This is a genomic window from Mycobacterium sp., from assembly GCF_965277065.1.
GTDB lineage: Bacteria > Actinomycetota > Actinomycetes > Mycobacteriales > Mycobacteriaceae > Mycobacterium.
Map to the genome: position 1 here is coordinate 306990 of NZ_CBDIBT010000018.1, position 18837 is coordinate 325826.

Here is an 18837-nt window from a genome sequence, read left to right on the forward strand (position 1 = left end):
ACAGTCCGCCCCAACCGTCATAGAAGCGGTCTCGCCAGCTCTCGGCTGAACCGGAGAGACCTAAGCGTGCGCGCTGGTCGACCAGCGCGCTCACCTCCCTATGCGCATTGCCGTAGATGGCCCGGGACAAACCTGTTTCCGCAGAACCGGACTATTTGTCTTCGCGTTCGACCGACCGGGCGGGGTTCGAGCTCCATTCCGACCATGAACCAGGGAAAAGGGCGACGTGATGTCCCGCCGCGGTGAGCGCCGCGACCGTGATGGCGGCTGTCACGCCGGATCCGCAATACGCGCCGATCCGGCGATCGTCGACGTCGCGTTCGGCGAGCAGGCGGGCGATTGCGTCGGGCGCCACGAAGGTGCCGTCGCTGTTGAGAACTGCTCCGCTGGGCAGGTTTTTGGCGCCGGGGATATGTCCGGCAACAAGGTCGATCGGCTCGACGTCACCGCGGTAACGTTCCGGCGCGCGGGCGTCGAGCAGGTCGAAATCCTCGACCGTGTCGGCGGTCAGTGTCGGCAGGGCTCCGTTGTACAGGTCGTCATGCAGCACGGCCGCATTGCCAGGAGGCGGCGCCACCGAGTCGGTGTCCACGTCGTTGCCGGCGGCGCGCCACGCGGCCAGGCCGCCGTCGAGGATGCGCACGTCGGCGATACCCGCGGCGCTCAGCACCCACCACGCTCGCGCCGACCCGGCTCGATTCCAGTCGTCGTAGACGACGGTGGGCACCCCCGCGCGGACACCCCAACGCCGCGCCGCGACCTCGAGGCTGCGCCCGGACGGCAGCGGGTGCCTCCCCCGCCCGGCGACGGAGTGATCGCTGAGTTCGTCATCGAGGGAGACGTAGACCGCGCCGGGTAGGTGTCCTTGCAGATACGTCGGACGACCGTCGGGCTCGTCGAGCCGCCAGCGCACATCGAGGATTGTCACGGGCTTGCCGGCATCGAGAAGATCGGCCAATTCCGCGGCGGTGATCAGCACGCTTATGGCTTGAATCCCAGATCGTGCAAGGCGTCGATGCAGCCACCGAGCCAGTCGGCCTTGTTCGCCGGTGCCGAACCCCCACCCATCTCCACTTGGCAGGCCAGCGTGGCGGTGTAGCCGCTATTCATCTCGCTCGCGAGATACGCGTGGTTCTGCGGGGTCGCGAAGTAGTCGTGCTCGGTCTTGTAGCCGTCCTTGTAGGACGGGCTGTTGACGTTGGCCGACGGCGGGTTGTTCGCCGGGCCGTGCGGGCAGCCGGCAGCGGGGCATTGTGGATCCGCGCGTACCGGCGCGGCCAGGCCGAGGGCGGCTATCGCAACAGCCGCCGCGGTGAGAATGGAGCGGTCGAACACATCGCGCATCATGTCACGAGTGGCTGCGGCCCAACGGCGAAACGGCACAAGCAAACCCAACCTGACAGCGTCAATCCCGGTCGTAATGGCAGACCGCTTCGAGCATCAATCCGCACGGATCCAGCCAGAAGGTTGCGAAGTACGGCGGGGGGTATTGCGGGAAAAACTGAGGTTCATGCAAGACCTCACATCCGAGCCGGACCGCCAATCCGTGCACGTCATGCACGGTCGACCTCGATCTGACCATGAACGCCAGATGCTGCAACCCGACACGTTTTCGCGAATAGGCGCCCGCTTCGCTTGCCGAGTAAAAAAAGAGGTAGGTCCCCGGCTTGCCGCCGGCGGGGCAAAAGGCGAATTGATCACGATCGTCGACGAACTGCTCGTAACCCACGAGCGGCATCAGCGCGCCGTAGTAAGTCTTCGCTGCTTCTAGATCTTCGACGTTGACCCCAAGGTGTCCGAGCGCCATTCCATCCCTCCGTCTTTCCGGCCGACGCAATCGAGGCTAACGATCGAGGGAATTACTGTCGGTGAACTCGCCAGCCTGATCGCTGTCAGATTGAAACTGCCGCGCCCAGCAGGCCGAAGTTGACGTCTGAGTGCCCCCGGCATGAGTGCCCCCGGCAGGATTCGAAACTGTTAGTGGGTGGGGTGCTGGTGGGTGGGTTGACCTGGGTGTAAGCCGGCAGCTTGGCCGGCGACGCCGGACCGCAATCGTCGCAGGTTGCGCTCGATCGTGGGTTGCCATTGTGTGAGAGTCGACCGCGTCAGGTGTCTGGCCAGCTCGCGGTGCAGTTTCCAAGAGCGGCGTTCGGAACGTGTCAGCTTGGGAGTGACTGGTTGACGGGTGATTTTGGTACGGCAACCATGTGACTTTAGTGAGCACGGCAAGACACAGCAGTACAGTCTTGTTGTCACGTTGGTTGCACGGAAGGACCCCAGGATGCCTCGTAAGACCCGCCGTAAACGCCGCCGCTTCGGCCGACTCCGTCACCTACCGTCCGGGCGCTGGCAAGCCGCCTACGTCGGCCCGGACGCCAAGCTCCACAAGGCCCCGCACACGTTCGCGTCCGACGTGGCCGCGGAGTCCTGGCTGTCCGACGAGCGCCACAAGATCGACCTGGGCACGTGGGGTGCGGTCGAGCGCAGCGACGGCATCACGCTTCGGGCCTACACCGACAGGTGGATCGGGCAGCGACAGCTGCGGCCGCGGACTCGCCAGCACTACGAGTCGATGCTCAAGCGGCTGATCGTGCCCGAGCTGGGCGATGCGGTCATGGTGACGCTGACGCCGGCCACGATCCGCCAGTGGCACACCGCGCTGGGCACCGACCGGCCAACCCAGACAGCGCACGCCTACGCGCTGCTGCACGCGATCTGCGCGACCGCCGTCCAGGACGAGGTGCTCGACGCCAACCCGTGCCGTATCCGGGCAGCGATGCAGACCAAGCGCAAGCGCAGCATCGACATGATCAGCCCGGTCGAGGTCGAGCGGCTGGCCACCGAGATGCCCGCCCAGCTCGCGTGCAGCGTGACGTTGGCCGCGTGGTGTGGTCTGCGTTGGGGTGAGACATCGGAGTTGCGTCGCGCCGACGTGAGCGCCGACGCCAGCGTGCTGTCTGTTCGGCGCGCGGTCACCTACCGCAGCGGCCAGTTCACGGTGGGCGAGCCGAAGACAGCTGCCGGTGTCCGTGACGTCGCAGTCCCGCCGCATATCCGGCCAATCATTCTGGGGCACTTGAAGAAGCACGTCGGGCGTGCGGGTGACTCGCTGCTGTTCTGTGACGACGACGGCACCCATCTCCGGGCCGACCTGTACCGCACACCGTGGGAGAAGGCCCGCGCCGAGATCGGCAAACCCACGCTCCGGGTCCACGATCTGCGACACGTCGGTGCCGTACTCGCGGCCCAATCCGGTGCTACCACAGCGGAACTCATGCATCGGCTCGGACACACCACACCGCAGATGGCGCTCAGATACCAGCACGTAGCGGAAGGTCGAGACGCCGAGATCGCCGAGCGGATGTCCAAACGCGCTGGCGCGTAACAACATACGTCTAACAGGGTAACTACAATTACCCTGTTAACACGCAGCAAATCCGGGTGTTTGGCCGATCCTGGTTGGCCGAGTTTTACTCACCACATGACCAAACAACGCGCAGAGGGGCTGTTGCCACCGCTGCTAACCGTTCAACAGGTTGCCGAGGCAACCGGGTTCCACGACAGAACAATTCGGCGGTACGTCTACACCGGCATCTTGCCGGCGGTCCGGTTCGGGCCACGGTGCATCCGCATCAAGCGCGAGGACGTGCTCAAACTGATGACGCCGCACACGCCACAGGGGGCACACAATGTCCCCCAAGCACGCTGAGCGGGAAGGCCGTTTGGAAGGGTCGGCCTTCCCACCACCAGCGACTCACAACACAATCGGCAACCAACCAGAAGCCGATGCTGGCAATTCTAGCCGCCGCAACGGACATCGTGGACCCAGCGCCACACCGGGCGATTTTTCCAAGCTGCTGTGGATGGACGCGGTGCGGCGCGAACTACGTATCCCTCACGCGCAACGTCTGGTCATTTGCCACATCGGCGGGACCGCGAATCGGCAAGGGGAACAAGCCTGGCGGGCCAACGGTGACGTTGCCGCCGAGCTGGGTGTGTCGGTCGACACGGTGACGCGAGCGCGAAACGCGGCTGTCCGCTACAAGCTCATGGTGGAAACCAAGCCCGCCCCGCGTGGTGCCGGCAACACCAAGACGGCCGAATACCGGTTGGTAATGCCTCCTGGAAATACCTGCACCAGTGCGGGTATTAATGGGCAAGCGCCGCTTGGAAATACCGGCACCAGTGCCCCTATTTGGTGGGAAGAAATACCCGCAGCGGAGCGGAAAAATACCCGCAAAACCACCCCAGAATTACCCGCACCGGTGCGGAACCCTTCGGGTATTACTTCGGGTATTACTTCGGGTGACGCGCGCGCGCGCGAGCGAACCGATCAGCCGCGCAACGGGTCACCCACGCCAACGCCCCTAAATGAAATCTCCCTAGAACCACCAAAACGAGCCTGTCCGCTATACCCGCATTCCGACCCGTGCCGTACGTGCGCTGTCGACAAGGAGGCTTACAAAGCCTGGATCACGGACAGCCGAAACCTGTTGCGCGACCTGGACGGCGAATACGACCGGGCAGCGCCGGAGCGCCAACGCGAGATCAAGGCCGAACGCAAGCCCCGGATCGCCGTTTTCCAACGCATCGGGGAACCATGGAAATGACCACCACCACACCGGACAGCGGCGAAATCTCGTGAGCGCCCGCAACAGCAGTGGTTTCGGGGCCTACGCGCAAAAGGCCTGTGAGTGCCGCCCACGCTTTCTGTGCAGCTTTTGCCGCGCGGCCCGCGACGGACACCCCAAAAAGACACCGAAAACGCGGCAGCGGCGCGCTGAGTGGCGGGAAACGTGTTCAGTGGACGGTTGCGGAGCCAAGGTATACGCGCGGAACTGGTGCAAGATCCACTACGACCGGAACAGGCGCAACGGCCACCTGGAGCTGATGCCCACCCGACAGCCGGTGGTCAACTACAACTCGGCACACGCCCGGATTCGCCGGGACAAGGGGCCAGCCAGCGCCCACCCGTGCGTGGACTGCGGAGCGCCGGCCACACAGTGGGCGTATGACGGCTTGGACCCCAACGAGCTAACCGACACTACGCCAAGCGAATTGGGGCTGCGGTACAGCCTGAGCGTGGACCACTACCAGGCCAAATGCGCCCCGTGCCATGTCCGCATGGATCGCGCCCACCGTGTTTTTGAGAGTTGGAATTACCCACCCACAGAGAAGGGCAAGGCAGATGAGTGATTCCCCGTTCGGTGACGAGTTTGATCGCGAGTGGGCCGACGACAACGAGATTGCCAACTTGATCCGGCACCTGGACCGGCATCACGCGGACCTGGAGGCCCAGGTGTGGCACGACGACACGGTGGGTTGCATCTGGTTCGGTGACCGGCCGGGGTGGATGGATCAACGGGTGGCACGGCTGTACGAGGACCCGCCGAAATGACTTGCTGCACGCGGCTGTCGGTGAAGTGGTCTACGGTGGGTGCTGCGTGTTCGTAGAGGTCCCCAGGAGGGGACAGCGCCAGTGGATCAAGGTCCCACCAGCACGTTTCGTAGTAACCCGCTCTACGCGGCGCGAGGCCGCCCTGAGCGATTCGTTTTACCTCTCGGTATGTCGGTAGTTGGTGGCCGCGCGCGCAGCCTGTCCCTCAATGTCGGGGCAGGTTTGCGCGGCACCTCCGATGACACCCCCGATGACACCCCCCAAATTCGCCACAGCCCTGGCTAATCCAGATAGGACACAAAGATGACGACGATGAGCCTTGACCTTTCCGGGGTCGACCGCGAGCAGGCGCTCGCGAGGATGGACGAAATCCAGGCCCGCATGGAGCAGATCGGTGCCAAGCCGCGAGCGAGTCGCACCGAGGATGTGGAGTGGGGTCACCTGGGTGACGAGTTCGATGCCTCGGCCCGCCACATTGACAAGCTGGACCGGTGCGCGGTGATTGCGAGCGCTGCACGGGAGGGCAGCGCGACGTTGCGTCTGGATCGTGGTGGTGTCGACCCGTACGGCGATCGGGACGCCCAGCGCCCGCACAGCCCCCAACGCGATCCGGCGATGCGGCAGCTGGAGCGAAGCGTCAAGGCCGGTTTGCCGGCGCGCAGCGCCGAGGTCGTGGAACGCCTGCTGGACAGCGGCACCGACGTCGAGCGGTCGTGGCTGTCGCGTTGGGTGACCGACACCGGCTCCGACGCCTACCGTTCTGCGTTCGCCAAGCTGGTGATGTTCGGGGAATCGCGCGCCGCGCTGGAATGGACTGCCGGGGAGCGGGAAGCCTACGATCGGGTAAGCCGCCTCAAAGGCGAGCAGCGCGCCATGTCACTCACGGACAGCGCGGGCGGTTTCCTGGTGCCCTACGAACTCGACCCGACCATCAACATTGTGAGCGCCGGAACCGTCAACCCGCTGCTGGATATCGCCAACGTCAAGGTTGTGACCACCGACATTTGGCATGGCGTGTCGAGTGCGGGCGTCCAGGCGTCCTGGGACGCTGAGGCCAGCGAGGTCTCGGATGATTCCCCGGCGCTGGGTGAGCCGGCAATCCCCAATTACAAGCTGCAGGCGTTTGTGCCGTTCTCGGTCGAGCTGCAGGGAGACGCGGTTGCCCTTGTCACGGAGATTGGCAAACTGCTCAGTGATGGTGCGCTGCAGCTGTTGAACACGTCGCTGACCACCGGATCGGGTACGGGTGAACCCACGGGCATCATCACGGCGCTCACGGGTGGCTCCAGCGTGGTCAACACGGGTACGGGCGGAACCCTTGCCGCAGCTGATGTTTACGCGTTGCAGAACAGCCTGGGACCCCGTTTCCAGGCCAATGGCCGCTGGGTGGGCAACCTGGCGGTGCTGAATGCGTTGCGGCAGGAGGAGACCACCAACGGTGCGCTCAAATTCCCGTCGCTGCAGTCGGACACGCCGACCCTGTTGGGTCGCCCGGTGCATGAGCTGTCGGTGATGGACAACACCATCACGGCGGGTAAGCACCTGCTGGTCTACGGCGATTTCTCCAACGGCTACGTGATCACCCAGCGTGTGGGGTCGTCGGTGGAGCTGGTGCCGCACCTGTTTGGCCCCAACCGGCGTCCCACCGGCCAGCGGGGCATGCTGCTGTGGGCCAGGTACGGCGCGGACTCCATCAACGATGCCGCGTTCCGGATGCTCCAGGCCTAGCAACGACTTCCGCGCGGTGCTTGTGGTCACTCGCCTGTGCGGAGTCCGTGAGATCGGGTGGCGTTGCAAGGAACTTCGCCGCCCCTCACGGGCAGTAACCCTGCGTGGGCCGGGATTTATCCAGGACCGGGTTGACCGGCCCACGCAGGGGCACAAAGACTTCCGTGGACGGGAACGACGTTGCGGCACGTAAAACAGAGGGCTCGCGTGCCGCAACACCAGGGCACAGGGTTCCCGTCCACGGAACCCCACAGACCCCCGTGGCCGGGGGCGCATGGTGGGCCCCTTCCGTGGTTCCCCCCGGTCACGGGTTTCCACACAACTTGAAAGCTGGTGAGCGGCAATGGCTGTCGTGATGCGGGTTGGCGCACAGCTGGCCGTGAACTACCAAAGTAACTTTCAGCCTTGGCCGCGATCAGATCGACGCAGGCTCGCAAGTGTCGTCGGCGAAGACACGTACGGTCGCTGTCGCCGGGGTGGTTAGCCAGCTCGGCGCGGCATCGGACCACCTGTGGGCGTAGCGCGTTACCTGCACCTGCCATGTCAGCACAACAATCGGCCTGCCAGCGGCTACCTCCTGGTCGGCGGCAGCCTCTACCCGCGCCTGCTCGTCAGTATGTTGTAGCCCCTTTTCCTCGTGCAGGTACGGTCGCGGAGCTTCTCGCAGCTCTTGCTGCAGCGTCGTGAGCCGTTCCTTGAGGAACTTCGTCATCCGATCCTTGACGATCAGTTCGCGATAGGTGCCCTCGGGTAGCTGATACCTGTCCTCCGCCGGACTGCGCGCCTCAGCCACGATTGCGCTCTAGATTCAGCATCGACCCATGTTGTTGCCAGAAACGGGCGCAGTATGGCTGCGGTGTCGGCGGTGGTGGTTGGCAGGTTGGGTCCGATGAGTCCGGCGCGCAGCCTGCTGGGGGTGGCTCCGGGTCCGCGTAAGCCGTTGCGGGCGAAGCGATCAACGCCGCCGCCAGCATTGTCGTGACGGAGAGCTTGGTCCAGTTCATCCGCGGTTGCTCAAGGGACGTAACCCCGATAGCGTGTCGCTTCCCGAAAGAGCACGTCCATCTCGGCGATGGCGCTGTCGTGGGTGATCAGCCAGTGCCCGCCCTGATCAACCAGCACGATGGGCCTGCCGTTGGTGCTTTGGCGAGGGCTTCCCCCTGTCGCCAGGGTGGCACCGGCCAGGTTGTTGGGTGCGGGTTGGATGTCCGTCACGATAAAAGGCAGAGGCAATATCCGTCCGCGCGCGTTCATCCGGTTCAGATGATCGTCGATTGTTCCGGCTTCGTCGGGGCTGAATCCCGGCGTGACGATGTCGGTCTTGTTCGCGGCAGGCTTGCTCGGGTCGGTTAGCTCGGCCATGACAGCGACCACCTCATCGACGGTGGGAACGGGTCCGCCGCAGGGGTCTTGGCCGGGGTCTCCGCAATCCGCACGCGCAGTTGCGGGCGCAGCCAGTGATGCGGCGAGCAGCAGCGCAGCAGCAGCGATCTTCATGGCTGCGGCGATGGAGGATCGGCCGGCGGCGGAGCGGCACCAGGTGGCGGGGGTAATACCCTCTTGAACCCACCCCGGTTCTCGCATCCTGGTGGGATCACCGTATCCGGGTTGATGCGGTAAAGCTGTGCAGCTTTATTGCACTCACCAATCCCAGTCGCCTGGACACGGGGTTGGGTTGAAACCCACCACGGTTCGACGAGATGGCCCGGCAGCGCGGGACCGACGATCAGCGCAGCGGGCACGGCTACACCCGCTAAGGATGCGGCGCGCAGCATCGCCCTGGCGACGACCCTCATGCGGGGACACGCATAACTAAAGGGCGAAGTCGCGTCGGTAGCAACAGTGCTGAAAAGGTGGTGGCGGCGGGGGTGCGTCTCCCGTTGGAGGGGCATCGCCGGGTGGTGCTGGCGCGTCGCCAGGGGGTGGCGGAACCGGTGGATCGGGCGGCGAAGGCGGGTCGTCAGCCGGGTAGATAATCCGTATCGGCGCATCCGCCGCGTACGCGGGCGCCGTCACGCCAACGAGTGATGCAGTGAGCAGCATCGCAACGACAGCGACCTTCATGCGCAGAATCTAGCGTTGTTTGCTGACAACAATCTGTGTGTCCGCTCCCAGCGCGTGCGTGTATGCCCTGTTGTAGGCACCGCGAGCGGGCATGATCGAACGGGGCGCGGTATCCAAATCTGAAGGGGCGGGACTTGATGTTCGAGCAGCACGCGCGCTGGCTTGAGGAGCTGCAGGCATACGCCCGACGGGAGGAAGCAGTCACCTGCCGCGCGGGTTACATGCCGCTGACCGCTATCGCGCAGGAGATTGCGATCGCGAGCGCCGACGCCCGTGTGCATGACCATCAGCAGGTTTACAACTGGGATTCGATGGCCGCCGACCTGTCGGACAGTCTTAACTGGATCGGACCGGAACTCCTGGCGCTCGTCGACATTCCGGCGCGGGCAGTCCAGCAGGCGATCACTAACGGCGTGCTGATGCCACGGCCTAACAGTCGACCGTCGATAGATGACTCAAAGCGCTCCGACGTCGCCACTTTGACCGCCGTACTCGCAGCGACACTGGACCAAGACGACGTGCTCGTCGCGGCTTGGCGAGATCTGGTTGCAGGATGCCGCGACCTCAACCACGTCCTGTACCCGAGCGAACGGATCGCGTTCCTGCGTGACACACTGGTCGGCCTGAGCGAGTACCGCAGGCAAGATCGCCGGTATTTCAGCCCTATCTCTACTGCCGTTCAGGTCCTGATCGGCAGCGAAGGCAGCGTGCGGCAGGCGCAGGCGATGGTCGGTGACCCCGTCGCCACAGCACCGTACACCCCACAAGCGAAGGCCATTCTGACCGACGCCGAGCTGGAAAGCCTTGCGGCGCGCTGCATCCTTGAGCGGCCTCCGGTCAGCGACTACGTGGTCTGGTTTCGTCTCAGCGAGGGCTACTTCGTCGAGATTGATCCCTGCGTGACCAACGGCGACATCACCTTCTACGAAGCCCAGGGGCTTGCCCAGCTGTTGATTCGCCCAGATCAAGCGCGGAAAATGCTTGATGTCGTGCCCGAAGAACTGCTCACGAACGAGATCCGCGATCTCCAATTATCAAGGGACGTAAGCGAAACCAACGGATTCGAATACCTCGCGGGCCTCGTATACGCCCGCGTCACGGTTCACGATGTCGAACACCACCGGGCCGTCGATACGGCCAGGATGCACCTGGACGCGGTGCTGGCGGTGGTCGGTCACCACGAGCGCATGTGGAAGGTCCTAGGTGGCTTCTTGTTCTTTGACCTGTCGCCCGGGTCGTGGAACCCGATCGGAGCACGATGGGGGGCGTTGAAGGAGCCGCTGCCCGAACCTGTCTTCTACCAGAACGACCACTTCGCAACCGATTTGGCCCGGTTCGCCGCCGACGGCCACCTGATCACCGCCGAAACCGCCCACCAGCTGCGGCCGGCGCTGCGTCTCTCGTCGACCCTGGACGACACTCCGCGGGCTGACTCGGAAGCGATTGTGATGGCGGCGGTTCGGGCCATCGAACACTGCAACGCGTGGACAGCGCCCACCAGGAGCCTCAAGTGGTACCGCTTCATAGATGACTATCTGACCGATGTGTACACGCTCAGATCGTTCGCCAAGCGGGTTGTAGTCGACGTTTTTGAGGCGGCGCAGCAGTACCCCGACCACACGCCGGGGGCAACACCTCCGCCAGAACTCGGCGCGATACAGCAGGACATCATCCTTGACGGTGGATGGGGCACGCGCATTGACAGCCCGAAAACGATCGCTCACGTCGCCAGGCTAAGAGGTATTTACGCCAATCACTGGTTGGTGCGCCGTCTCGCTGAGAGTGGCGACATTTTGTCCTCGCCCGCGGCACTCAGCGCCGCCTTTGACACTGAACGACACCGCGTCGCTGCGCGGGTCAGGCGGCTTACCAGATCCAGAAACGCCGCTGTCCACGGCGGCCCATTGTCGGAGGCGGCGTGTAGCACCATCACTGACTGCGCCCTGGCTCTTGCGCAGGAGGCATTGAATACCGCGATCTGGGCCATCGTGACCGGACGGCAACCCGACGCCTACGCGATAAGCCGCCGCGACGAGCACCGCCAGCGAATCCATAACCTGACCAGCGGCGGCGATCTGGCAAATTTGTTCAAACTCACCCCGTAGCCCGGCGGAAACCGAACGCCTGGACCATCATCCGACAACCCGCATCCACTGACCTGCGAAAACCCCTGCTGCAGCCGAAAATAATGTTCGGTTTTTTCGGGGGGGTATGTAGCCACTGGGTGGGGAGTGTTTTGGCGACTCCTTTTCGCGCGAGGGACCTACCCCCCTGTCTGGGTGGTTGTTGCTGGGGTTGTGCCGCTCGCTGCCGCGCTGTCGCGTAGACCGTGGTGGGCTGACCGTGGTGCGGGTGACCTCGGTGGCGTGACCGTGGTGGCGTGACCAGGGCGTTTGGTGCCCGATATTTCACGCAGCTTGCACGGTGTTGTGTTTGCACTGGTCAGGTTGTGCCCCCGGCAGGATTCGAACCTGCGACACCGGCTTTAGGAGAGCCGTGCTCTATCCCCTGAGCTACGGGGGCTGAAATCATCGTTCAACCTAGTCGCTCGTCAGCATAAACGGGTCATTCGTTGAGTCAGAGGCTGTGGCGGCGATATCGCCGCAAGCGGTGAATGTTGGCCAGCGTCGCCGGCCCGGTGCAGGGTTGCAACGCCGCATCGAGGCGAGCGCGCACCTCTTCGGTGTCGAGGTGCATCCCGATCGCGACCAGAAAATTGGCGGTCGCTCCGCGCGGTGCGTTCGCGATGTGAATCGTCGGGCCGACGAGGTTGACCGCGAGGGTGGACGTTGCACGCCCGTATTGCATCTTGACGAACCCTTTGAGCCGGTACACCCCCGCGGGCGGATCCTCGAGCAGGTCGATCAGAGCGCCCGGGTCGAGGTCGCCGTCAGAAGTCACCGTGACCGAATCGGCGTGCACATGGTCGTGGTCATCGTGAGCTACCCCGGTGTCGTCGACGAGCAGTTCGCGCAGCGAGAGCTGTCCCGGCTCATCGCCCGAACCCCCGACGTCGTAGAGCAGCCGGGAGTCGATCTGCCCACCGACCGCGCCGACGACGCTTGCCCGTGAATTCTGTTCGCGCACGCGTTGTTCTACCCGCTCGACCATGGCGGCGCGCTCGCCGCTGGGGAGTTGGTCGAGCTTGTTGACGACGACGAGAGATGCCGCCCGGTAGCGCGCGGGCAGCACCTGACCGTTATCGACGATGTCGAAATGTGTTACGGCATCGACGACGTCGACGACTCCGCCGTACCGTAGGCCTGCTACCCGGCTGAAGCCGATGATGCGGGCGACGATCAGCGGATCGGCCAGACCGCTGGCCTCGACGATCACCGCATCGAGATTGAGCCGCGGGTCGGCGAGCTTGGCGAGCGCGACGTCGATGGCGCCGTCATCAGGCATACAGCAGATGCAACCACCGGCAATCGACACTGGCTCGTCGACCTGCCCGGCCACCAGCATGGCATCGACGTTGAGCTCGCCGAAATCGTTGATGATCACGCCGATCCGCGCGCCCGGACTGCGAAGCACGTAATTGAGCAGCGTCGTTTTGCCGGCGCCGAGGTAGCCGGTCAGGCAAACGACGGGGATTGCCGTCGCCAGGGGCCTAGACCCAGACCAGGAGCCGGGGGCTGCCCGGCGTTTCCCGCGGGAAGGCAATCGGCGCGTCGATGCCGTCGAGGGTGAGCCAGATCGCCGTCGCGTCCGCGGAGATGGCGACGATCGTGCCGATGGCGTACTGGCTGTCGTCGTCCCACTTCACCGTGGCGTACTGGCCGAGGTGTTGCACCGCAAGGTCTTTGGGTGCGACCTCGGTGGGGTCCGGCGGTAGTTCCGCCACCGCGGCGTCTAGCTCGTCGGCGACCGGTGCGGGCCCGGCGTCGTCGGCCCAGGCGTTCTCGTCGCCGAAGTACTCGCCGTCGTCACCGGCTTGCTTGAGTCGTCCGAGCGCAGGCGGCGCCTCTGTGCTGTCTTCCTCCTCGACCCACAGCCGCCAGCCCGGTGGCGGCGCCGGCCAAGCCGGGTCCGGAGACCAGTCCGCGTGCGGCACCCAGCCCTTGGGAGGCTTTGGCCAGTTCGGGGGCGGGTTGTAACGCATCAATCCACCATACGGAATGCCGCGGTCAACGGAGCTCGGCGATCACCTTTGCGATCGTGTCGACGTGATTCTCTTGGAAGGTGAACGATGTCAGCCCGTATTTCTCGCGGTAGCCGCGCAGGGTGTCGGCGATGTTGCGTGGAGATCCGGCCAGCACCGACGGCAAGGCCAGCAACTCCTCGTCGGACAGGTCGACGAACCTGCGGGTGAGCGCCAGGTCAGGCTTCCCGGAGCTATCCGACGGCACCGCGGTGATCGCGAGGTTCAACTCGAGATCGGCGAACCGGTCGCCGGCCGCATTGCGGACGAACTCGATGCGTTCGGCGAGCGGGTCGGCTGCGTCGCCGGAGCTGGCGCCGGTCAACCCAATGATGTCGGCCTGCTGGGCGGCGATCGTCAGCAACCGATTTCCGTTGCCGGCGATCAGGATTGGCACCGTCGGCAGGTGCTTCTTGAGGTAGGTGGTGACGTGCTCGAGGTAGTCGACGCGTTGCCGCGCGGTCGGGTAGGGGAGCTCGGCTGCCTCGAATTCCTCGCGCACGTAGCCGGCGCCGAGGCCGAGGTCAAGGCGCCCGTCGCTGAGCCCGTCGAGTTCGGCGGCGTCACGGGCCAGAAGTGCGGGCTTGTAGAACCCGGCATTGAGCACATAGGTGCCCAGCCGGACGGTCGACGTTGCGGACGCGATCGCTGTCAGCGCGGGAAACGGCGCCGGTGCACCGAGGTGGTCGGGCAGATGCAGCGCGTCGAACCCGCTGTCCTCCAGATGCTTTACCTTGTCCTGCAACGCAGTACGGGACTTGACCGCATGAATGCCCACCGAGAAACGAAAAGCCCGTTCGGCCATTGGCCACCTCCGATTGTGTAGTTATCTGGACGGCAATATCCATGCACGAGCGGCCGCTGCCAGGCCTTGGACCAGCGCAGCGGTCACCGGTGACAAGCCGTCAGCCCCGGGCTCAGGCTGTTTCGCCCAGCTCCTCCGCGGTCCGTACCGGACCCCATCGTCGCCGGGCAGGAGACTGCGTGGGCTGATCCCCCTGACCCGGGTCGGCAGTTCTAATTGTGTTCCACCATAACGGGTTTGGTTCACCGGATTTTTGGGATGCTGCCCGCGAAGCTCGAGTGGAATGTTGTCGAGGTCGGTGATGACGTGATAGCCGGGCAGCTCGAGATGCTCGTCGACGTGGGCGGCCAACACGCGGTTGCGCCCACCGGCCAGCAGCTGGGTGGGCCGGCCGATCCGCCCGTAACCGTGCAGGGACACCGTCACATCGACGTGGTCGAGGAACTCCGCGAGACGCGTCGACTCGGCCGCCAGGAAATGCGCCGACGACAAGTGATGCGGATACCGGTCGGGATGCCGAACCAGATACACCGACGCGCCCGCCGCGTCGGCGGCCCGCTCGGCGATCACGTCGGTCATCTCCTCCAGGCCGCCGCCGTGGATGGCCAGGAAGCCGAACCGCGACCGCAACTGGCTGACCTCGACCACACCAGGCTCGGCGAGGAGTGCCGAAAGCGACTGCGGTGCAGGCGTTGTGGGCCGCGAGCGTGGCCGCGGCCAGCGTGACGGATCCCATCGCCGGAGGAAGTCGATCCAACTCGGCGGCAATCCGTGATGCTCCGCGCCGTCGATGATGCGTTCCAGATAGCCGGGTCGCGGCGGGCCTGGATTCACCCGGTGGTCGATGTAGACCCACGCGTCCGAGGGTCCGACGTCGGTGTGCACGGTCATCTGACTACGGCTGTAGTGCGCGGGCACGCTCTCGGCTCGGTCGAGGTGGGCCAGATCGCGCTCGGACACATCCCAGACGACGCCGTGCACCTGCGTCCCGTCGAATGGTTCGACGGTCGCCACCCCGCGCTGGTTGATCAGCCAATCGTGGTCGGCGAGCACCGCGCGGCGGGGGTTGCCCGCATCGGGGCAGCGCTGCGCCATCTGTCGCACGCACAGGTTGGACCCGTACGCGAAGTAGGAATGACGGCGCCGCTGCGTCACGCGATCGATGTTAGCCGAGCGAAGTATTTGACCTTGATCGGCCAACCTTTCTAACGACTCCTGAGCGCCCGGTTAATTCCACGCGTCGAAGCACTGATGCGCCGCGCGGGGTGCAAGGATTGTCGGATGAGCGGCGTGAAAGACGGCGGCATCCGGGACCGGGACACGATCAAGCGTGAATTGCGGCTACTGGCCAGCGTTCGCGATGCCTGCCGCGAGCGCGGCAGGGAGATGCCCTCGGTCACCCAGATGGACGCCCTGCTCGACGAACTCATCGCGCTGGGAGGCCGCGGAAAACACCGGCGGGAGAACGAGAACGCCGACGCCAGGCCTAGCCTTTGGCGCTGATCGTCAGGAAGATCAGCACCACGTTCAGCAGACTGATCATGGTGCCGATCACCCAGCCGACCGCGGTGGTGACGCGGTGGTTGGTGTCGGCTCCCATCAGCGCGCGATTGCTGGTCAGTCGAACCAGCGGCAGCAGGGCGAACGGAATGCCGAACGACAGAACAACCTGCGACAGCACTAACGTGCGCGTCGGATTGAAACCCAACGCCAGAATCAACAGTGCGGGCGCCAGGGTCGCCAGCCGGCGCCACACCATCGGGATCGACCGGTGCAGCAAGCCCTGCATGATCATCGCTCCGGCGTAGGCACCCACCGACGCCGACGCCAACCCCGACGCCAGCAGGCCGATCGCGAAAAGCGTGGCAATCAACGGGCTCACCGTGTCGTGCACGGCCGCGTAGGCCACTTCGATCGAGCTGATGTCGCCGCGGCCGCGCATGTTCAGCGCGGCGACCAACAGCATCGCGACGTTCACCGCGCCCGCGACCACCATCGCCAGCCCGACATCCAGGCGGGTGATCCGCAGCAGTCGACGGCGGTGCGGCCCCGCGTCGGGATGGCCGTGCCGGTCGCGGGCCAGACCCGAATGCAGGTACACCGCGTGCGGCATCACCGTCGCGCCCAGGATGGCCGCGGCCAGCAGCACACTTTCCTTGCCGAGGAATCGAGGCACGAGACCGCCGAGCACGTCGCCGGGCGGCGGGGTCGAGACGAAGAAGCTCGCGGTGAAACCGATCGCGATGACCAGCAGCAGTCCGGTGATGACGCGCTCGAAGATCTGCTGGCCGCGCTGGTCCTGAATGCGCAGCAGGAGCAGCGACACCGCCCCGGTGATAGCGCCGCCGAGCAGCAGCGGCAGCCTGAACAGGATGTGCAGCGCGATCGCCCCGCCGATCACCTCGGCCACGTCGGTGGCCATCGCGACGACCTCAGCTTGCAGCCAAAATGCCAGCCGGGTGGGGCGATTCAGCTTGGCGCCGATCGACTCGGGCAGCGAGCGTCCGGTGACCAAGCCGAGCTTTGCCGACAGGTATTGCACGAGGCCGGCCATCACGTTCGCCAGGACGATGACCCACAGCAACGCGAAGCCGAACTGCGAGCCGGCGCTGATGTTCGCCGCGACGTTGCCCGGGTCGACGTATGCAATCGCAGCGACGAAGGCGGGGCCGAGCAGATACCACCCGGTCTTGAACCGGGCACGGGTGTCCTGGGCCACCTAACTCACTTTCAGGGTACGAAGTAGAAAGTTAGGTTAACCGAAACCGCTAGTCCACTGAATATAGGCCGCGACCGGTGATCAGCGGCAGGTCCAGCGTGGTCCGTATTCCGGCTGGGGCTTCGACGACGGCAGGGATGGCGTTGACCACCCGCATCGCGGTCGCTACCAGGCCGGCGTGGTTGTGGTCTCCGTTGGGGCTGCTGAGGCAGACATCGACGGTGTAGGACGGTTCGCCGGTGATTTCGATCCGATAGCACCCACCGGGCTGCGCCGGTTGCGGCCAGTCCGGGCACAGGTCGTCGCGCAACCGAGTGACGTGCTCCAGTACGACGGCGGGATGGCCGTCGATGAGACCCTGCACCTCGAAACGCAGCGCCGCGGCACTGCCCTTGGGGATGTGTCCGGACGCGATGTCGAAATCCTCCGGCGCCGGAATCCGTTCCTGGCGTTCGGTGATCGAGTCGAGTTCGATGCCGAGCCCGGCGGCGAGTTGGCGCACCACCGATCCCCACGCCAGGCTCAGTACGCCCGGTTGCAGCAGCATCGGGATCTCGTCGAGCGGCTTACCGAATCCCATCACGTCGAACATGACCGTCGCGCTGTCGTAGGTGGCGTAGTCGACGATCTCCATGCAGCGGATCTGCTGAACGCTCTGGCAGGTTCCGGCCAGCGCCAGTGGAATCAGGTCGTTGGCGAATCCGGGATCGATGCCGTTGACGAACAGGCTTGAATTACCCTCTCGTGCAGCATCTTCGATCGGCTTGAGCATGTTGTCCGGCAGCACCTGCCACGGGTACTGCAGGAAGACGGCGCTGCTGCCGACGACGTTGACGCCGGCGGCCAGGATGCGCCGGTAGTCCTCGAGTGCGTCGGGCAGCCGGTTGTCGGCCATCGCGGTGTAGACCGCGCACTGCGGCCCGGTGGCCAGTACGGCGTCCAGGTCCGTCGTGGCTTTCACCCCGGTCGAAACATCAAGGCCGGCAAGCTCTCCGGCGTCCTTACCGGCTTTGGAATCCGACGACACCCAGACTCCGGTGAGCTCGTAGGCCGGGTTGGTGATCAGCGCCCGCAGCGCGTGGACGCCAACATTGCCGGTGCCGATCGCGGCGACTTTGATGGCCATGCTCACAGGTCCGGGATCGGTAGGTCGAGGTTGGGAAAGGTGATGCCGCCGTCCACCTCGATCACCTTGCCGGTCAGGTAGGCACCGGCGGGTGATGCCAAATACACAGCAGCGGCGGCGATTTCGTCGGGCTGGCCCAGACGGCGCATCGGGGTCGCTTGCTCCATCGGCTCGCGCAGCTGGTCGTTGGAGGCGACGATGTCGAGCGCGGACGTGGCGATCGAGCCCGGCGCGATGGCGTTGACCCGGACCCGCGGGCACAGGTCGAGCGCGGCTAGCCGGGTGTAGTGCGCCAGTGCGGCTTTGGCGGTTCCGTAGGCGGCGAAGCCGCGGCCGGCCACCCGTCCCATCGTGGAGGTGATGTTGATGATGCTCCCCTCCCCGGAGTGCTCCAACATCAGCGGCACTGCGGCGATGGTCAGCGCGTGGGCGGTGGCGACGTTGAAGGTGAACGCGCTCTTGAGGTCCTTCGTCGACGTGGTCAGCAGCCCGTTGGGCATGGTGCCGCCGACGTTGTTGACGACGATGTCCAGTCGCCCGAACGCCTCCACGGCGTGGGCGGCCAGCTCGGCGGTGACCTCGGGCTGAGCCAGGTCGCCGGTGACGATGTGGGCGCGCCGGCCGGCGGCACGGACCTTTTCGGCGACGGCCTCTAGTTCGGATTGGGTGCGGGAGGCGATGACGACGTCGGCGCCGACCTCGGCGAACGCCAGCGCGATGGCTGCGCCAAGACCGCGGCCGCCACCGGTGACGACGGCGACTTGGTTGTCGAGTCGGAATTTGTCCAGGATCACGGGCGTCACCGTAACAAGGCACCGGCAGCCACGGAACCCTATTTCTGAAACACGTTCTAGTT

At 65.1% G+C, this 18837-nt stretch carries 19 protein-coding genes and 1 tRNA gene; 7 read left to right on the forward strand and 13 right to left on the reverse strand.

Annotated features, from left to right (window positions below):
* Positions 1 to 151: 151 nt before the first annotated feature.
* From ACQY5A_RS12905 to ACQY5A_RS12915, 3 genes are read right to left on the reverse strand one after another with little or no spacing between them, the layout of a single operon-like run.
* The gene (locus ACQY5A_RS12905) at positions 152 to 979 is read right to left on the reverse strand and encodes a sulfurtransferase (protein WP_428340751.1); all 828 of its coding nucleotides are present in this window, start codon (positions 977 to 979) and stop codon (positions 152 to 154) included.
* Positions 980 to 981: 2 nt separating this feature from the next.
* Positions 982 to 1395, reverse strand: coding sequence for a hypothetical protein (locus ACQY5A_RS12910; RefSeq protein ID WP_428340752.1), 414 nt, complete (start codon positions 1393 to 1395; stop codon positions 982 to 984).
* Between the two features lie 10 nt (positions 1396 to 1405).
* Complete coding sequence (locus ACQY5A_RS12915) at positions 1406 to 1807, reverse strand: VOC family protein (RefSeq protein ID WP_428340753.1); 402 nt, start codon at positions 1805 to 1807, stop codon at positions 1406 to 1408.
* Between the two features lie 474 nt (positions 1808 to 2281).
* Here ACQY5A_RS12915 and ACQY5A_RS12920 point away from each other — a divergent pair, with 474 nt between their 5' ends.
* The 5 genes from ACQY5A_RS12920 (at position 2282) to ACQY5A_RS12940 (ending at position 7126) form a co-directional block, all read left to right on the forward strand.
* On the forward strand, positions 2282 to 3385 hold the full coding sequence (locus ACQY5A_RS12920) for a tyrosine-type recombinase/integrase (RefSeq protein ID WP_428340754.1): 1104 nt from the start codon (positions 2282 to 2284) through the stop codon (positions 3383 to 3385).
* A 96-nt stretch (positions 3386 to 3481) separates the two neighbouring features.
* Positions 3482 to 3709 (forward strand): helix-turn-helix domain-containing protein, encoded by a 228-nt coding sequence (locus ACQY5A_RS12925; protein WP_428340755.1) that lies wholly within the window; start codon positions 3482 to 3484, stop codon positions 3707 to 3709.
* A gap of 154 nt (positions 3710 to 3863) precedes the next feature.
* On the forward strand, positions 3864 to 4610 hold the full coding sequence (locus tag ACQY5A_RS12930) for a helix-turn-helix domain-containing protein (RefSeq protein WP_428340756.1): 747 nt from the start codon (positions 3864 to 3866) through the stop codon (positions 4608 to 4610).
* 578 nt (positions 4611 to 5188) lie between these two features.
* Positions 5189 to 5398: a hypothetical protein gene (locus ACQY5A_RS12935; RefSeq protein ID WP_428340757.1), complete on the forward strand. Its 210-nt coding sequence runs from the start codon at positions 5189 to 5191 to the stop codon at positions 5396 to 5398.
* 312 nt (positions 5399 to 5710) lie between these two features.
* On the forward strand, positions 5711 to 7126 hold the full coding sequence (locus ACQY5A_RS12940; RefSeq protein WP_428340758.1) for a phage major capsid protein: 1416 nt from the start codon (positions 5711 to 5713) through the stop codon (positions 7124 to 7126).
* A 415-nt stretch (positions 7127 to 7541) separates the two neighbouring features.
* Here the strand turns inward: ACQY5A_RS12940 and ACQY5A_RS12945 are convergent, their stop codons facing one another.
* Together ACQY5A_RS12945 and ACQY5A_RS12950 are read right to left on the reverse strand one after the other, a co-directional pair.
* Positions 7542 to 7919, reverse strand: coding sequence for a hypothetical protein (locus ACQY5A_RS12945; protein ID WP_428340759.1), 378 nt, complete (start codon positions 7917 to 7919; stop codon positions 7542 to 7544).
* Between the two features lie 221 nt (positions 7920 to 8140).
* Positions 8141 to 8488, reverse strand: a complete 348-nt coding sequence (locus tag ACQY5A_RS12950) for a hypothetical protein (protein WP_428340760.1) — start codon at positions 8486 to 8488, stop codon at positions 8141 to 8143.
* Positions 8489 to 9327: 839 nt separating this feature from the next.
* On the opposite strand from ACQY5A_RS12950, the gene ACQY5A_RS12955 reads away from it, so the two are divergent.
* Complete coding sequence (locus tag ACQY5A_RS12955) at positions 9328 to 11295, forward strand: hypothetical protein (protein WP_428340761.1); 1968 nt, start codon at positions 9328 to 9330, stop codon at positions 11293 to 11295.
* Between the two features lie 345 nt (positions 11296 to 11640).
* On the opposite strand, the gene ACQY5A_RS12960 is transcribed toward ACQY5A_RS12955, so the two are convergent.
* From ACQY5A_RS12960 to ACQY5A_RS12980, 5 genes are all read right to left on the reverse strand, one after another.
* Positions 11641 to 11713 (reverse strand) — tRNA-Arg (locus ACQY5A_RS12960).
* A gap of 54 nt (positions 11714 to 11767) precedes the next feature.
* Entirely contained in the window at positions 11768 to 12796 is a 1029-nt protein-coding gene (locus ACQY5A_RS12965) for a CobW family GTP-binding protein (protein ID WP_428341497.1), read from the reverse strand.
* 4 nt (positions 12797 to 12800) lie between these two features.
* Positions 12801 to 13292: a hypothetical protein gene (locus tag ACQY5A_RS12970; protein ID WP_428340762.1), complete on the reverse strand. Its 492-nt coding sequence runs from the start codon at positions 13290 to 13292 to the stop codon at positions 12801 to 12803.
* 25 nt (positions 13293 to 13317) lie between these two features.
* Positions 13318 to 14136, reverse strand: coding sequence for an LLM class F420-dependent oxidoreductase (locus ACQY5A_RS12975; protein ID WP_428340763.1), 819 nt, complete (start codon positions 14134 to 14136; stop codon positions 13318 to 13320).
* Positions 14137 to 14157: 21 nt separating this feature from the next.
* Positions 14158 to 15291, reverse strand: a complete 1134-nt coding sequence (locus ACQY5A_RS12980) for a poly-gamma-glutamate hydrolase family protein (protein ID WP_428340764.1) — start codon at positions 15289 to 15291, stop codon at positions 14158 to 14160.
* 126 nt (positions 15292 to 15417) lie between these two features.
* Here ACQY5A_RS12980 and ACQY5A_RS12985 point away from each other — a divergent pair, with 126 nt between their 5' ends.
* Positions 15418 to 15639 carry a hypothetical protein gene (locus ACQY5A_RS12985; RefSeq protein ID WP_428340765.1) on the forward strand — a complete coding sequence of 74 codons (222 nt, stop codon included), beginning with the start codon at positions 15418 to 15420 and terminating at the stop codon, positions 15637 to 15639.
* On the opposite strand, the gene ACQY5A_RS12990 is transcribed toward ACQY5A_RS12985, so the two are convergent.
* The 3 genes from ACQY5A_RS12990 to ACQY5A_RS13000 are packed head-to-tail and all read right to left on the reverse strand — an operon-like array spanning position 15623 to position 18775.
* Positions 15623 to 16855, reverse strand: coding sequence for an Nramp family divalent metal transporter (locus ACQY5A_RS12990; RefSeq protein WP_428340766.1), 1233 nt, complete (start codon positions 16853 to 16855; stop codon positions 15623 to 15625). The genes ACQY5A_RS12985 and ACQY5A_RS12990 overlap by 17 nt on opposite strands.
* Positions 16856 to 16904: 49 nt before the next feature.
* Positions 16905 to 17981, reverse strand: coding sequence for an NAD(P)H-dependent amine dehydrogenase family protein (locus ACQY5A_RS12995; RefSeq protein ID WP_428340767.1), 1077 nt, complete (start codon positions 17979 to 17981; stop codon positions 16905 to 16907).
* A gap of 2 nt (positions 17982 to 17983) precedes the next feature.
* The gene (locus ACQY5A_RS13000; protein ID WP_428340768.1) at positions 17984 to 18775 is read right to left on the reverse strand and encodes an SDR family oxidoreductase; all 792 of its coding nucleotides are present in this window, start codon (positions 18773 to 18775) and stop codon (positions 17984 to 17986) included.
* Positions 18776 to 18837 lie beyond the last annotated feature (62 nt).